We start from the raw sequence: 16461 nt of genomic DNA, 5'->3' as shown, positions 1-16461 counted from the left end.
TTCCTGTTCTTTTTTAGGATGACGAAGATAACGATTTTCTGAACTAATTTTCGTGCGTGTCATAAAAACTCAACGATATCATTTATAATTACTTTTTTATATTATAACGAATCAACCGTCAAAGAATGTAAAACATTCGCCTATTTTCATGAATGCGTTATATGGAGTACTACGCTATGACAACCTCACAACACGCTAAAGTCATTATTCTTGGTTCTGGCCCTGCTGGCTATACTGCTGCACTTTATGCTGCTCGTGCTAATTTAAAACCCATGCTTATTACTGGAATGGCTCAAGGTGGACAATTAATGAATACCACAGAAATTGATAATTGGCCTGCCGATGTTGATGGTGTACAAGGACCTGAATTAATGGAGCGTTTTCTTAAACATGTACAACGCTTTGATACACAGGTAACGTTCGATCATATTAGCAAAGTTGATTTATCTAAACGCCCCTTTACCCTTGTATCAGATACGGGAAATACCTATACTTGTGATAGTCTTATCATTGCAACAGGGGCTTCTGCTCGTTATATTGGTCTTCCTAGCGAACAAATCTTTATGGGGAAAGGAGTATCTGCCTGCGCAACATGTGATGGATTTTTCTATCGTAATCAAGATGTGATTGTTGTTGGTGGTGGTAATACTGCTGTTGAAGAAGCTCTCTATCTCTCTCATATTGCTCGTAAAGTCTATGTTATCCATCGCCGTGATAAATTCCGTGCAGAACCGATTATGGTGGATAAACTGATGGATAAAGTGAGTAATGGCAATATGGAACTTCGTATGAATACCGTATTAGAAGAAATCACTGGTGATAATACAGGAGTAACAGGAGTTCGTCTTAAAAATGTTGAGACACAAACTATTGAAGAACTCTCTGTTACAGGAGCATTTATTGCCATTGGACACTCACCCAATACACAAATTTTTGAGGGTCAGCTGGATATGGATAACGGTTATATCATTACCCAATCAGGGCATAAGGGATTAGCAACCATGACCTCAGTCCCCGGTGTTTTTGCTGCAGGTGATGTACAAGATCAAATATACCGTCAAGCCATTACGAGTGCAGGAACGGGGTGTATGGCAGCATTAGATGCACAACGTTGGTTAGAAGAAAATGAAAGCAATTAAGGGTGATTTGCAGTCTATTAAAAAACTGCAAAAACAATTTATTAAGGCTCAACAGCAAATCGCTAAACAACACGAAGCAATACAACAAGCCTCTTTACCCAATCAGAGCATACCTATTAGTGCGGCTGATGTGGCATTCTTTCGTCAAAATATGAAGGGGGTTACTCCCCTTCTGGATACCAATCGTATTGATCGGCAAAATGCCCCTCTTAAAAACCCAGAGTTTTATCAAGCGAAACGCCAACAAGCAGAAGGGGAAACACACTTACCCCAACCCAAACGTACTAAAGCCCCTTCTACCCGCAAAGTATCACCTAAAACACCTACAATAGATGCTTATACTTACCTTGCACAAGGAATGGGACAGGATATTTTACCTAAACTCAAACAACTTTATTGGCCTGTAGAAGCAACCTTAGATTTACACGGGAATACACTTGAACAAGCCAGTACACGCTTTGACCGTTTTGTAAGTACCTGTATTGAGCATCAGATTAAATGTTTTCTGATTATCCACGGTAAAGGGCATGGTTCTACTGAAGGACGCTCTATTCTTAAACCTAAAATTGCTGCATGGTTACGGGATATAGATGCCATTGCTGCTTTTTCACCTGCACCCGAAAAATTAGGCGGTGAAGGGGCTTTATTGGTACTCAGTAAAAAACCATCTTAACTATTTATATACCTTCTTACCCAAAAAATAATACACTTTTTATGTTTAATTTTCATTTTGATACCGTTGCTGGTTTACTCATTGTTCTCATTATTCTAGGGGTAATCAGTCATAATAGTGCTATCACTATTTCTGCTTGTATTTTACTCATCATGCAACAAACCGCTTTAGCCGCTGCCTTGCCTTGGGTAACACGGCATGGCTTACATATTGGGATTATCATTCTCACCATTGGTGTATTGAGTCCTTTAGTTAGCGGTAAAATCTTACTCCCTGAATTGAAAGAACTCTTAACAAACTGGGAATTATTAACCGCTATTGCCGTTGGTGTTTTTGTTGCATGGTTAGGCGGTAAAGGGGTATCTTTGATGACCTTACAGCCTACTTTAGTAGCAGGACTGATGATTGGTACGGTTATTGGTGTTGCTTTTTTCAAGGGTATCCCTGTTGGCCCATTAATTGCCGCAGGTATTCTAGCCCTTTGCTTAGATATTATTCGTTAGACACTGTGAAAGTGCTAGGAAATACCCGTATAGGGAAAGCACCAATATTTTTTGTATATCAAGTATTGCATAATAAATCTATGCAGTGAAGGAGACAACTTCCCGCATAGTGAGTTGCTTTACCATAGCCACTCTTCCCATCAGAAACACAATAATTAACACCCATAACGACTATCATTTTAGTGATAGTCGTTATTTTTTATAAAATCCCTACCTTAGCTAGATAGAGATATATTTTTTATAAACCTTTTTACAGCTTTTGCATCTGCTCAATCATCACATCACCAAAACCAGAGCTACTCACCTGTGCCGCCCCTTCCATCAAACGAGCAAAATCATAGGTTACTTTCTTAGACTGAATGGCTTTTTCCATTGCAATAATGATTAAATCAGCCGCTTCAGTCCACCCCATATGGCGTAACATCATCTCTGCCGCAAGAATTAATGAGCTAGGATTCACATAATCTTTACCGGCATAGCGAGGCGCTGTACCATGGGTTGCCTCAAAAATAGCCACCGTAGCAGATAGATTAGCACTTGGCACAATACCAATACCACCCACCTGTGCGGCTAGAGCATCTGAAATATAGTCCCCATTTAGGTTTAAGGTTGCAATAACCGAAAATTCTACTGGTCGTAATAAAATTTGCTGTAAGAAAGCATCTGCAATCGCATCTTTAATAATAATTTCTCGACCCGTTTTAGGGTTTTTAAGACGACACCAAGGGCCATCATCAATCAATTCCGCCCCAAACTCACGGCGAGCCAAGGCATAACCCCAATCACGGAAACTCCCTTCAGTAAACTTCATGATATTCCCTTTGTGTACCAAGGTAACATTAGGTTTATCATTATCAATCGCATATTGAATGGCCTGGCGAACCAAACGCTCTGTCCCCTCTTGTGAAACAGGTTTTACCCCTAAACCAGAGGTTTTAGGAAAACGGACTTTATTCACCCCTAATTCTTGACTTAAAAAGTCGATCAATTTAGCCGCTTTTTCACTACCTGCCTCAAACTCAATCCCAGCATAAATATCTTCTGAGTTTTCACGGAAAACCACCATATTCGTTTTTTCAGGGTGGATTAAGGGAGAAGGCACACCTTTAAAGTAACGTACAGGACGTAAACAGACATATAAATCCAATGTCTGACGTAAACCCACATTTAAAGAGCGGATACCACCACCCACAGGGGTATTTAACGGCCCTTTTATTGCAATAACATGGTCTTTGATAACATCAATCGTCTCTTGAGGAAGGTATTGATTTTCACCATATACCTGAGTCGATTTTTCACCTGCATAAATCTCCATCCACTGGATTTTACGCTGATTGCCATATGCTTTTTCAACCGCCGCATCCACTACCTTACGCATAACGGGGGTAACATCAACCCCCACACCATCCCCTTCAATAAAAGGAATAATCGGATAATTAGGCACATTTAGCGTGCCATCTGCATGAATAGTGATTTTTTCACCTTCAACGGCTTGAATATGTTGGTAAACCATTCTTTCCCCTATGTCAACATAGTCGCCCCACATGAATGAGAAGGACAAATTATTTAATAAACAATGAAAACTAGTTTAATCACTTTTACGTATTCATGCAATCTTTAAGTACAGACATTTATCAAAAACCCTCTTTATATATCAAGAATACGAATAAGCTTATACTAAAATAGAGATTTTTCACAAAATATTTAAATTCAAAATATCATCATCTACCCTTGATAATTGATAGCATCTCTTAGATTTCATAAAACCGTCTAAATCTATCTCTAAATGATTAAATCTAGAATAATAGCATTTGCGGTATAATGTAGCGAATGATATTGATAAGTATATAATTTCACACTATGTTTAATCCCACTCGAGACCAAGTCCGCGCTTTTTTTATCGACACTTGGCAGAAGCATCAAAATAAAAGTATCCTCTCCCCCATCGAATCCTCTGCGCTCAAATGGATTTTAGAACACCCTGAATACCACGCTCTTTTATCCTCTCCAGACGCAAAAGAACAAGACTTTAGTATTAACCAAGGTCAAACAAACCCCTTTTTACATCTTTCAATGCACTTAGCCATTGAAGAACAAATCTCTATCAATAGTCCACCGGGGATTAAATCACTTTTTGAACAACTCAGTGCTAAGACCAATTCTCACCATGCGATACATGAGATTATGGAATGCTTAGGACAAGTGCTGTGGGAATCACAACGTTCAGGAACCCCCTTAAATAATGAGTTGTATATTGATTTACTTAAACAGCGTATCAATAAACATTAATACTTAATTTTTATGTTTAAAGTCCTTTTATTTATTATCAGCTTTTTTATGTTGCCTATTACCAGCCAAGCCTTTACCAAAGTTCAGTCGATTGAAGGGATTACTGAATATCGCCTTACTAATGGATTACAAGTTCTTTTTATTACAGATGCCTCTAAACCCAGTATGACAGTCAATATGACCTATCGTGTCGGTTCACGTCATGAACAATATGGGCAAACAGGTATGGCACATTTACTCGAACACTTAGTCTTTCGAGGCACTAAAGATTATCCAGATGTACTACAGCAATTCTCTCAAAAAGGACTTAGTGCAAACGGTACGACCTCTTTTGATCGTACCAATTATTATGCTAGTTTTGCCGCAGACGAAGCTACCTTAGAATGGTATCTCCGTTGGCAAGCGGATACCATGCAACACCTTGCTATCTCAGAAGAAGACCTCAAAAAAGAAGTTGATATTGTTTTAAATGAACGCGATCGCTCACAAAATAACCCTATGCAGGTTTTATTTGAGCGTATCAAAGCCACTGCCTATCAATGGAATAATGCCGGTATTGCTATTATTGGCGCTCCCGATAATTTAAAAAATATGACAGCGACCGATTTACAAGCGTTTTACCATCATTACTACCAACCCGATAATGCCACCTTAATTATTGCAGGTCTTATCGATGAAGAAAAAACAATTGCCTTAGTCGATCATATTTTTTCACCTATCGCTAAGCCTACTCGCCAGCTGATCGAACGTACGACACAAGAACCTGTTCAAGATGGGGAACGTAATATTATTTTACGTCAGGTAGGTAATATGCCATTTGTTGGGGTGGCTTATCGTATTCCTAGTGCAGCAAGTCCTGATTATACTGCCTTGGATATGGCAGTTAATATCCTTACGGATAGACCCTCTGGACAGCTTTATCGTACTTTAGTACAAGATAAAAAATTAGCCACCAATATCTCTGGCTTTACACATACGCTACACGATAGTGCCTTGGCTTTTTTTGGGGCTCAACTCAGTGAAGGGCAAGCTGTTAATGATAGCCAAGACGCACTTAATCATATTATTGAACATATTGCAGAGCATCCTTTTACAGAGGCAGAATTAAATCGTGTTCGCACCTACTGGCTTAATCAATGGCAAAAACTCTATGCCAATACAGAACAGCTTAGTATCGGTCTAAGTGAAGCCATTGCCGCTGGTGATTGGCGATTATTTTTCTTAGAAAGAGATTATGTTAAAGCGAGTACCTTGGCACAAGTACAGGAAGTGGCAAGTAAATATTTTATTCCAAGTAATCGTACTAGCGGGCAATATATTCCCACAGAAACCATATCACGTGCACCTAAAATTGAACCAGTCGATTTAAGTAAACTCTTTGAGCATTACAAAGGGGATAATCATACGGTTACTACCGAAGCCTTTGATCCCTCTCCCGATAATATTCAAGCCAAAACATTACGACAAGATTTAGTCCTTAATAATGGGGTTATTCACTATGCTCTTTTACCAAAATCCTCTCGTGGTAATCGTGTCTATGCAAATTATCGTATTAAATTTTCTAATCTAGATAATTTATCAGGGCAAGCTACCTTATCGGGTTTTGCGGCTAGCCTAATTACTAGTGGTACGGATACGCTTTCTCAACAAGATATTCAAGATAAAATTGATACGTTAAATGGTTCTCTAAGCTATCATATCAGTGCTAATCAATTAGTCGTTTCGCTTTCTACTACCGAAGAGCATTTGACTGAATTATTAGGATTTAGTCTTGATCTTATCCAAAAAGCCTCTTATCCACAAAAAGAGCTGACTAACTTTTTAGCGCAAGTCAAACGTGCTATCCAAGTCAATAGTACCGAGCCTGCCGCTAAAGCTGCTTATCAAATTAACCGTTACCTCAGTCGTTTCGATAAGAATGACTTCCGTTACGTACAGAGTTTTGAAGAGCAATTGGCGACTATCAATACCATTAACCGAGAGAAACTACTCAGTTTTAATCGTAAGAATTTTGCAGCAGGTGATATTGATATATCCATTGTTGGTACATTTAATCCTGATGCTGTATTAGACACACTCAAACAAAAAATCGGCACATGGAAAAAAGCACCAGAATATACTTACATTACCGATCCTTATGGCGAATATCCAGCCAAATCATTTACATTGCAAACACCAGATAAACCCAATGCTATTTTCTTAGGTAGATTATTATTACCTGTTCAAAATACGGATAAAGACTTTCCTGCCCTCTTAGTAGCTAATCATCTTTTAGGGGGAAGTGAAGCCTCTCGTCTCTTTAAATCCGTAAGGGCAGACAAAGGACTATCTTATAGTATCTACAGTGGTATCAATGCTTCTGCCTTTGAGCCTTCTGCAGAATGGACGATTCAAGCCATTTACTCACCTGAAAAGAAAGCAGAAATTACACAGACCATTCAACAAACCATGGCAGATATTCAACAACATGGGTTTACTCAAGAGGAATTAGACAGTGGTATTGCGTCTATTATGAATATGCGCGCCCTCTCTCGCACACAGGATAATGTATTAAGTGCTACATGGTTACGCTATTTAGAAAATGGACGTGATTTTAACTGGAATAAACAGTTTGAAGAGCGTATTAAAGCATTAACCCTTGATGAGGTAAACGCAGCCGCTAAAAAATATTTAAAATTTGAACAAATAAGTACAGCTTATGCTGGGGATTTTGAGATGAAAAAATAAGGTATCCATTTAAAGTATACTGTTTTGATAACAGATATTTTATCCATAATCTTATGGCTTTTAAAAAGGGATTTTAAAAGAACTAAAGTCCCTTTTTTATATAACAAGTATAGGAAATATATGATAATGGTTTAAAGAATATAGTGATGATAAAATGATATTTCTGAGTAGAAACTCATTAAGATAAAATGAATAAGTAAAAATTCCTACAAATAGTGTTGAGTCGCTCAAACAGTTCTTTTGCTTCGCTACAGAAAACTCACTTTATCATTCGCTATTTTCTGGAATTTTTTACTTATAACTAGATTGATTATTATATAAAATAGTATTTTTAGTACCTACTTTATCTTATAGAAAACACTAAACCTATCTAAATAATATACCTTTAAAGTAAAAGATACAAAAAAGGATAGATGTACTTTCTCATCTATCCTTTATCATTAAGAAATAAACCTCATCAACATTACTATACCCTATCATCAGGTATATATGGAATTAATTAAACAAGTCCTTTACCCTATCCATAAAGCTCTTATTTTGAGGCGAATGTTTACTCGAATCCTTATCCACTGAGGTTTGGAATTCACGTAATAACTCTTTTTGTTTATTCGTTAATTTAACCGGTGTTTCAATCAATACATGACAATATAAATCACCTGTTTCTAATGAACGAACCCCTTTAATCCCTTTACCACGCAAGCGGAATGTTTTACCTGTTTGTGTACCTTCTGGAATAGTAATTTCAGCACTACCGTCTAATGTCGGTACAACCAATGTCCCACCCAAAGCAGCGGTTGCAAAAGGCAGTGGTACTTCACAGTGTAAATCATCACCATCACGTTCAAAAATAGGATGTTTTTTCAGATGGATTTCAATATATAAATCCCCTGGAGGTCCACCATTTACGCCGGGTTCACCATTACCTGATGAGCGGATACGTTGTCCTTCATCAATACCAGCCGGGATTTTAACTTCTAACGTTTTATTCTTACGAATACGTCCCTCACCATGACAGACTGGACAAGGTTCTTTAATCTCTTTACCTGTACCATGACAAGTATGGCAGGTTTGTTGTACACGGAAAAAGCCCTGTTGCATAAAGACTTGTCCTGTACCATTACATGTATGGCACGTTACTGGCTCTGTCCCCGGTTTAGCCCCTGAACCATGACACGTTGTACACTCATCATAACCGGGGATACGGATTTCAGTCGTATAACCCTTGGCAGCTTGTTCTAAGGTAATTTCTAAACCATATCGTAGGTCAGCCCCACGATAGGCTTGTGGCCCACTTTGACGGCGAGCACCACCACCAAAAATATCGCCAAAAATATCACCAAAGTTACCAAAAATATCATTAAAATTACCAGCACCACCCATGCCTTGATTAGGATCAACACCGGCATGACCAAACTGATCATACGCTTGTCGTTTAGATGGGTCTGATAAAGTTTCATAAGCCTCTTTGGCTTCTTTAAACTTTTCTTCTGCTTCCTTATTATCAGGATTACGGTCAGGGTGGTATTTCATCGCTAGTTTACGATAAGCCTTTTTAAGCTCATCTTCACTCGCTCCCTTACTCACCCCTAACACTTCATAATAATCACGTTTTGCCATTACTGACTTGCCTCTTTATTTCATGTCTAAACTATTAAATGTTTAGCTATACCATGATAAATTTACACTTACCTTTTTTGTAAATAGTAGTATTACCCTACTACGGTAAGGTATGACCTTGCTACTTTTGAATATCTACTAAAAAGATACCCGAACAATGCCTTACAGCTTGCTCGGGTATTCATTATAAAGACATTAAAGCATTAGTCTTTTTTCTCTTTGAAGTCTGCATCAACCACATTATCATCAGCTGGTTGAGCATCTGCACCCGCCGCTTGCTGTGCTTGGGCTTGTTGCTGTAGGTCAGCATACATTTTTTCACCCAATTTTTGCGAAGCTTGTGCTAAGGCTTCTACTTTTGCATCAATCGCTGCTTTATCATCTGATTTAAGCGCTTCTTCCAACTCTTTGATTGCTGCTTCAATCGCTTCTTTTTCGCCGGCTTCTAGCTTATCACCATAATCTGCTAAAGACTTACGAGTAGAGTGAACTAACGCATCTGCTTGGTTACGAGTCTGTGCTAATTCAGCAAGACGTTTATCTTCCTCTGCATTGGCTTCCGCATCTTTCACCATGCGTTCGATTTCTGCGTCAGATAAACCTGAGTTTGCTTTGATGGTAATCTTATTCTCTTTACCTGTACCTTTATCTTTAGCTGATACGTGTAAGATACCATTCGCATCAATATCAAAGGTTACTTCAATTTGAGGAATACCACGAGGTGCTGGTGGAATACCCTCTAAGTTAAACTCACCCAATGTCTTGTTGTGAACAGCCATTTCACGTTCACCTTGGTAAACTTTAATGGTTACCGCAGGTTGGTTATCTTCTGCTGTTGAGAAAGTTTGTGAAAAACGTGTTGGGATAGTCGTATTTTTCTTAATCATTTTGGTCATCACACCACCTAGGGTTTCGATACCTAATGATAAAGGTGTAACGTCTAATAATAATACGTCTTTACGATCTCCTGAAAGTACAGAACCTTGGATAGCCGCACCAAATGCCACCGCTTCATCAGGGTTTACATCTTTGCGTGGATCTTTACCAAAGAACTCTTTTACCTTCTCTTGTACTTTAGGCATACGAGTCATACCACCCACCAAGATCACATCATCAATTTCAGAAATCTTGATACCGGCATCTTTCACAGCAACACGGCAAGGCTCAATAGTACGTTCAATTAAGTCTTCAACCAAAGCCTCTAACTTAGCACGTGTAATTTTGAGGTTAAGGTGTTTAGGGCCAGAAGCATCTGCCGTAATATATGGTAAGTTAATCTCTGTTTGCGCACTTGAAGAAAGCTCAATTTTTGCCTTTTCAGCCGCTTCTTTTAGACGTTGTAACGCTAATACATCTTTAGAAAGATCAACACCTTGTTCTTTTTTGAACTCTTCAATGATGTAGTCAATGATACGTTGGTCAAAGTCTTCACCACCTAAGAAAGTATCACCATTGGTTGATAATACTTCAAATTGTTTTTCACCATCTACATCAGCAATCTCAATGATAGATACGTCAAAAGTACCACCACCTAAGTCAAATACAGCGATACGGCGGTCAGATTTATCTGATTTATCAAGACCAAAAGCTAAAGCTGCTGCGGTTGGCTCGTTAATAATACGTTTTACTTCAAGACCTGCAATTTTACCTGCATCTTTTGTCGCTTGACGCTGGCTGTCATTAAAGTAAGCAGGCACAGTAATAACCGCTTCTGTTACTTCTTCACCTAAGTAGTCCTCTGCTGTTTTCTTCATTTTGCGAAGAATATCAGCAGATACTTGTTGTGGGGCTAATTTTTTGCCTTGTGCTTCTACCCACGCATCACCATTGTCTGCGGCAATGATACTATAAGGCATAAGGTCTAAGTCTTTTTGTACTTCTTTATCACTAAATTTACGACCGATTAAACGTTTTACGGCAAAGATAGTGTTTTTAGGATTGGTGACTGCTTGACGCTTAGCAGGCGCACCCACAAGAATTTCACCATCTTGTGCATAAGCCACAATAGAAGGTGTGGTACGAGCACCCTCTGCATTTTCAATAATTTTTACTTGATCGCCATCTAAAACAGCGACACAGCTATTTGTTGTACCTAAGTCAATACCAATAATTTTTGCCATTTTATATTACCTTTAAATACTTTTAACAAGAGCTATCGAAGCTCCTAAACTTATCGATGTATGCTATGTATGGTTTATTTTTTATTTTTCAAGATATTTTTTGAAAAATTTTTAATCAACCAGCCGATACAATCACTAGAGCAGGACGTAATACACGATCTGCAATGGTATAACCTTTTTGTAAAGTTTGTACAATGCAATTGGCTTCTACATCGGGATTGGGAACAGAAGAAATAGCTTGATGAATATTGGGATCAAATTTATCACCTTGATTAGGGGCTATTTCTTTGAGTTGATTACGCTCAAAGGCGGATATTAATTGACGTAAAGTGGTTTCTAAACCCTCTTTAAGATGCTCTACAGCTTGTTCTTCTACAGCAAGTGCCGCTTCTAAACTATCTTTAACAGGGATAAGACTTTCTGCAAAAGATTCTGTACCAAATTTACGGGCTTTTGTCACATCTTCTTGTGAACGACGACGGATATTCTCCATCTCTGCATGCGCACGTAATACTTGATCTTTAAGCGAAAGGACTTGTTCTTGTAATTCCCCGATCAGTTGTTGTTCATCACTTTGTGCATCTAGCACTTCTTGATCTACGGTTTGTTCTACCTGTGGATTTTCTTCAGGTGTTGTATCTGGTGTCAATGGTTCTTGAGACATTTTTTCCCCACATAAAATTTACTTTCTCATTTATGTGGGGATAGGCTTATTTTTTTCAAGAGGAAAAAATAATTTAAAAAAAGTTAAATCATTTTAATTCTTTCTAGCTTAAAATGTATTTTGCACCTTACGATAGGCTTCTGCAAAATTAACATTGGTAATCATCACTGATTCTGAGAATTCACGCGCTTCTTCAGGCACTGTTTGGAGTTTATTTAAATCGGTCGCTTTACTCACTACTGTAGCAGAAGGGAGGTAAAAAAGCTCTGGAATATCATGTCCATCCACCACACAATTATGGCGAATCACCGCATTATCCCCTACTTTTGTTTTAAATAAAACGGTATTAAAACCAATAAAAACATTATTCCCTACTTCACAGGGGCCATGTACGATAGAGCGATGAGCAATAGAAGTATTTTCACCAATAATGACAGCTTCACCATCTTTAGAGTGAATAACCACTCCATCTTGGATATTAGAATTGGCACCAATAATAATTGGATCCATATCACCATTTTCATTGACTTCATCTGCACGAATAACGGCATAAGGACCAATAAATACATTAGGCCCTACTTTTACTAAACCACATAAAATAGCAGTGGGATCAACAAAAGCCGTTTCATGTACTTCTGGGTAATCACCACGGGGATTTTTTCTTAGCATATTCTTCTCTCTTTAAAAATGAGTTTATCAATAAACTATGTACAATATCTTAATTTAAATATGAATTAAGTCCAAGAACCTAAACGTTCTTTGACAATCGTTGCTAGTGCATCTATCCATACAGGGTCATCATTTAAACATGGGATATAGCGAAATTGCTCCCCCCCTTTTTGTTTAAATGCCTCGGCACACCCTAATTGGATTTCTTCTAAGGTTTCCAAACAATCTGCTGCAAAACCAGGACACATCACATCAACACGTTTTATCCCTTTAGCAGGATAGCTTTCTAATGTAGCCTGTGTAGCAGGGCCTATCCACTTGGCTTTACCAAATTGACTCTGGAAACTTACCGCTATAGGTACACCTTCAGCTTGTAAAGATACCCTTAATGCTGCGACTGTTTTCTGACAATCATCATAGTAAGGATCACCTAAATCAACACTACGTTGAGGTAAGCCATGAAAACTCAATAAAAGTTGATCTGGTCGTCCATTTTCTTGCCAAAAGTGTACAACTTTATGATGCAAACTCTGAATATAAGCAGGGTGTTCTGCATATCGCTTGATAAAACGGTAATCAGGCTGATTACGCATTGTTTTAGAAATCTCTGCCACACGATCAAATAATGTAGCGGTTGTACTTGCTGCATATTGAGGATACATAGGAACAATAAGAATCCGTTCACACCCTTTCTGTTGTAGTCCTTGTATTGCCTTTGCTAGATCAGGTTCACCATATCGCATCGCAAAATCAACTATCACATGATCACTGGCTAATTGTTGGGCGAGTGCCTGACTCTGTGCTTGGGTATAAACCAATAAGGGAGAACCTTCTTTGAGCCAAATTGCCTCATATTTTTCTACTAATTTAGGCGCTCGAAAAGGTAATACAATCGTATGAAGCACCCCTTGCCATAGCCATTTTGGTAACTCTACAACACGAGGATCAGATAAAAAAGCCTTTAAGTAACGGCGGATTTCCTTGACCGTAGGGCTTGCAGGTGTTCCTAAATTAACCAGTAACACCCCTATTGGATTATTATTCATTGTATTTCTCTAAACCTTATATTGACCATAACCGTAGCTTAGTCGATTTATCCTATCAAATGAGATGCATCATACACGCACTATCTATAAACAGTAATCTTTAGCACTCATGATACTATGATATCTCTCATCAAACTACTATTTATCGTACTGATAGCGATAATCACTATCATCGTTGATAAACGCATCATTTTACCATTAACTAATATAGGGTAGAGTAACCATAAGTACAATAGGGTTAAATAATTGCTTACTACCTATTACAGCAAATAAATACACTCAGCCCCTCACGATTTAGGGAAAATGAAAAAGTACAATATAATGGAGTTATTTCTCTCTTTATGATTTATTTTTAGACGGTTAATAATATGCATTTTTCAAGAGTGGCACTGATTGGACGTTATCAAGACTCAGGCATGGATGCCCCTTTACGAGAACTTGCCAAGGTAATAGAACAAGCAGGTATTCAAGTCATTATCGAAAAAGATACCGCTTACAATACTCATATCAAAGAATATCATACAGGTTCGTTAGAACAAATTGGTGAACTCGCAGACCTTGCTATTGTGATGGGTGGAGATGGCACCATGTTGGCTGCTGCCCGTAGCTTATGCCGTTATGCTGTTCCTTTACTGGGTATTAACCACGGTCGCTTAGGTTTTATTACAGATATTCCCATTCATCAAGCCGTACAAGCAGTTGAAGCCGTACTCGAAGGTAAATTTACGATTGAGAAACGTACACTACTTGAGGGGTCTATCATTCGAGATAAAAAAGTTCTCACCTCTGACCTCGCACTCAATGATATTGTATTAGGTCGCTCAGAACGAAGTGGTATGATCGAGGTCTCTGTCGAATATGACGGCTCTCATATGTATAGCCAACGTTCTGATGGTTTAATCGTTTCTACACCAACAGGTTCAACTGCCTATGCCCTCTCTGCCAACGGCCCTATCATTCACCCTGCTGTAGATGCTTTTTTACTTGTGCCAATTGCTCCACAAACCTTATCTTATCGTCCTATTGCTGTTCCCTCTTCTGGTACATTAACGCTCACTCTTACCGATACCAGCCGTGCAGGAGGACGAGCAAGCGTACACTTTGATATGCAAACATGGACTGATTTACAAACAGGGGACAAAATTATGATTACCAAAGCATCTCATAAAGTACAGTTTCTACACCCTGTAGGTTATAGTTATTTTTCTACATTACGTAAAAAATTATCATGGAATGTGATGCCCTCTTCAATTGATTAATCTATTTGTTTTATTTATTCAAGTTAAAAATCATTAAGCTATTATACGGTTTTATTCATAAATACTATCCGCTTACCTAAAGAGATAACACTATGCTACTTTCCTTGCATATCCGTGATTTTGTGATTGTTGAACAATCTGATATTTATTTTTCTTCTGGCTTTACTGTTTTTTCTGGTGAAACAGGTGCAGGAAAATCCATTCTTATAGATGCCTTATCCCTTACATTAGGTCAGCGTAGTGAACCTCATTTTATCCGTGAAGGGGCTAGCAAGGCGGATATTAGTGCAATTTTTGAGGTGAATCACCATATTCAACAATGGTTAGAAACACAGAATATTGAAGCAGAAGAATTAATTCTACGACGTACGATTGATCAACAAGGCAAAAGTCGAGCTTTTATTAATGGAACACCAGCCACCCTTACACAATTACGCGAAATAGCCGCTTTACTCATTGATATTCATGGGCAACACGCACATCAACAATTACTCAAAGCGAGTGCACAACGTGCTTTATTAGATTCTCATGGTCATCACCAACATTTACTTAAAGCGGTTCAGCAAGCATGGAAAGATTGGCAAACAGCAGTACAAACCCTTGAAAAAGCAAATACTAACCTTGCTCAACAAGAGGCGTTACAAGAGCGACTCAACTGGCAATTAAATGAACTAAAACAATTAAACCCTAAAAAAAATGAATGGGAAACAATTGATCAAGAATACAACCGTCTTGCTCATGCCTCTAGCCTATTAGAAGGAGCAGCACAGACCCTAAATGAATTAGATAATGATGAACAATCCATTACCACAACACTATCACACGCTTGCGCCAGAATAGCCCAATTAATGAATAGAGATCCACAACTCAAAGGGATTTACGATATTCTAGAATCTGCTCGTATCGCTTGTGTAGAAGCCGCCTCTGATTTACATTCTTATTTAGATAAGGTAGAGCTTGATCCTCAACGCCTTGCACAAACAGAACAACGTATGCAGGCTATGTTTGATTTGGCTAAAAAATTCAAAATAGAACCCGAGCAACTCTATGATAAACAAGCTAGTTTAGCGGAAGAACTAGAGGCATTAAATCAAGCCGTTGATATAGATGCTTTACAAGCAGAAGTACATCAACGTGCAGAAGACTATAAAAAACACGCAAATAAACTTAGTCAAGCACGTCAAGCAACAGCCAAAACACTCTCTGAAGCGGTTACACAGGCAATGCAAACACTCGCTATGCAAGGTGGACAGTTTACCATTGAACTCATTGATAGCCCTCCCTCTGCATACGGTGTAGAAACAGTTCAATTTAATGTTGCTGGTCATGCAGGTACAACACCACGTGCTTTAGCCAAAGTTGCTTCAGGGGGTGAATTAGCGCGTATATCATTAGCCTTATCCGTAATGGCAAATAAAGCTCATCAAGTACCTACACTCATCTTTGATGAAGTCGATACAGGTATTGGAGGAGCCGTTGCTGAAGTGGTGGGGCAGTTACTACGTCAATTAGGTGAAAGCCATCAGGTACTTTGTGTGACACACTTACCTCAAGTTGCTGCTTGTGGCCATCATCATTTTGAAGTAAGTAAAACACAAGAAAATGGTGAAACACGCTCTGCTATTCTGGCACTAGACTATCCAAATCGCATAGAGGAAATTGCTCGTATGCTAGGGGGTGTACATATTACCGATACGAGTCGTGAACATGCAGAAGAAATGCTAAAACACGCAGGAAACGTATTTTAATCCTAAA

General features: G+C 38.5%; 13 protein-coding genes. 7 read left to right on the top strand and 6 right to left on the bottom strand.

Annotated elements, in window-relative coordinates:
* Nucleotides 1-176: 176 nt before the first annotated feature.
* From trxB to F9B76_RS10195, 3 genes are read left to right on the top strand one after another with little or no spacing between them, the layout of a single operon-like run.
* Nucleotides 177-1139 carry a thioredoxin-disulfide reductase gene (trxB, locus tag F9B76_RS10205; RefSeq protein ID WP_159992008.1) on the top strand — a complete coding sequence of 321 codons (963 nt, stop codon included), beginning with the start codon at nt 177-179 and terminating at the stop codon, nt 1137-1139.
* The gene (locus F9B76_RS10200; RefSeq protein WP_159992007.1) at nt 1126-1812 is read left to right on the top strand and encodes a Smr/MutS family protein; all 687 of its coding nucleotides are present in this window, start codon (nt 1126-1128) and stop codon (nt 1810-1812) included. Before trxB ends, F9B76_RS10200 begins: the two co-directional genes overlap by 14 nt.
* Before the next feature lie 41 nt (nt 1813-1853).
* On the top strand, nt 1854-2315 hold the full coding sequence (locus tag F9B76_RS10195; protein ID WP_159992006.1) for a DUF441 domain-containing protein: 462 nt from the start codon (nt 1854-1856) through the stop codon (nt 2313-2315).
* Nucleotides 2316-2565: 250 nt separating this feature from the next.
* Here the strand turns inward: F9B76_RS10195 and icd are convergent, their stop codons facing one another.
* The gene (icd, locus tag F9B76_RS10190) at nt 2566-3828 is read right to left on the bottom strand and encodes an NADP-dependent isocitrate dehydrogenase (protein WP_159992005.1); all 1263 of its coding nucleotides are present in this window, start codon (nt 3826-3828) and stop codon (nt 2566-2568) included.
* Between the two features lie 347 nt (nt 3829-4175).
* Between icd and F9B76_RS10185 the strand changes: the two genes are divergently transcribed.
* Complete coding sequence (locus tag F9B76_RS10185; RefSeq protein WP_159992004.1) at nt 4176-4604, top strand: DUF1841 family protein; 429 nt, start codon at nt 4176-4178, stop codon at nt 4602-4604.
* Nucleotides 4605-4652: 48 nt separating this feature from the next.
* On the top strand, nt 4653-7331 hold the full coding sequence (locus F9B76_RS10180) for a M16 family metallopeptidase (protein WP_159992003.1): 2679 nt from the start codon (nt 4653-4655) through the stop codon (nt 7329-7331).
* A gap of 495 nt (nt 7332-7826) precedes the next feature.
* On the opposite strand, the gene dnaJ is transcribed toward F9B76_RS10180, so the two are convergent.
* The 5 genes from dnaJ to hemH form a co-directional block, all read right to left on the bottom strand.
* Complete coding sequence (gene dnaJ / locus F9B76_RS10175; RefSeq protein ID WP_159992002.1) at nt 7827-8948, bottom strand: molecular chaperone DnaJ; 1122 nt, start codon at nt 8946-8948, stop codon at nt 7827-7829.
* A gap of 203 nt (nt 8949-9151) precedes the next feature.
* On the bottom strand, nt 9152-11068 hold the full coding sequence (gene dnaK, locus F9B76_RS10170) for a molecular chaperone DnaK (RefSeq protein WP_159992001.1): 1917 nt from the start codon (nt 11066-11068) through the stop codon (nt 9152-9154).
* A 115-nt stretch (nt 11069-11183) separates the two neighbouring features.
* The gene (gene grpE, locus F9B76_RS10165) at nt 11184-11732 is read right to left on the bottom strand and encodes a nucleotide exchange factor GrpE (protein WP_159992000.1); all 549 of its coding nucleotides are present in this window, start codon (nt 11730-11732) and stop codon (nt 11184-11186) included.
* 108 nt (nt 11733-11840) lie between these two features.
* Nucleotides 11841-12401, bottom strand: coding sequence for an LbetaH domain-containing protein (locus F9B76_RS10160; protein WP_159991999.1), 561 nt, complete (start codon nt 12399-12401; stop codon nt 11841-11843).
* A 65-nt stretch (nt 12402-12466) separates the two neighbouring features.
* Nucleotides 12467-13447, bottom strand: coding sequence for a ferrochelatase (gene hemH / locus F9B76_RS10155; RefSeq protein WP_159991998.1), 981 nt, complete (start codon nt 13445-13447; stop codon nt 12467-12469).
* 368 nt (nt 13448-13815) lie between these two features.
* On the opposite strand from hemH, the gene F9B76_RS10150 reads away from it, so the two are divergent.
* On the top strand, nt 13816-14706 hold the full coding sequence (locus F9B76_RS10150) for an NAD kinase (RefSeq protein WP_159991997.1): 891 nt from the start codon (nt 13816-13818) through the stop codon (nt 14704-14706).
* Between the two features lie 92 nt (nt 14707-14798).
* Nucleotides 14799-16454, top strand: coding sequence for a DNA repair protein RecN (gene recN / locus F9B76_RS10145; protein WP_159991996.1), 1656 nt, complete (start codon nt 14799-14801; stop codon nt 16452-16454).
* The last annotated feature ends 7 nt before the right edge of the window (nt 16455-16461 follow it).

The sequence above is a fragment of the Pelistega ratti genome (genome assembly GCF_009833965.1).
Taxonomy (GTDB): Bacteria; Pseudomonadota; Gammaproteobacteria; order Burkholderiales; family Burkholderiaceae_B; genus Taylorella; species Taylorella ratti.
Note: the sequence above shows the minus strand (reverse complement) of the source record. Positions and strands in the feature narration are given on the sequence as shown.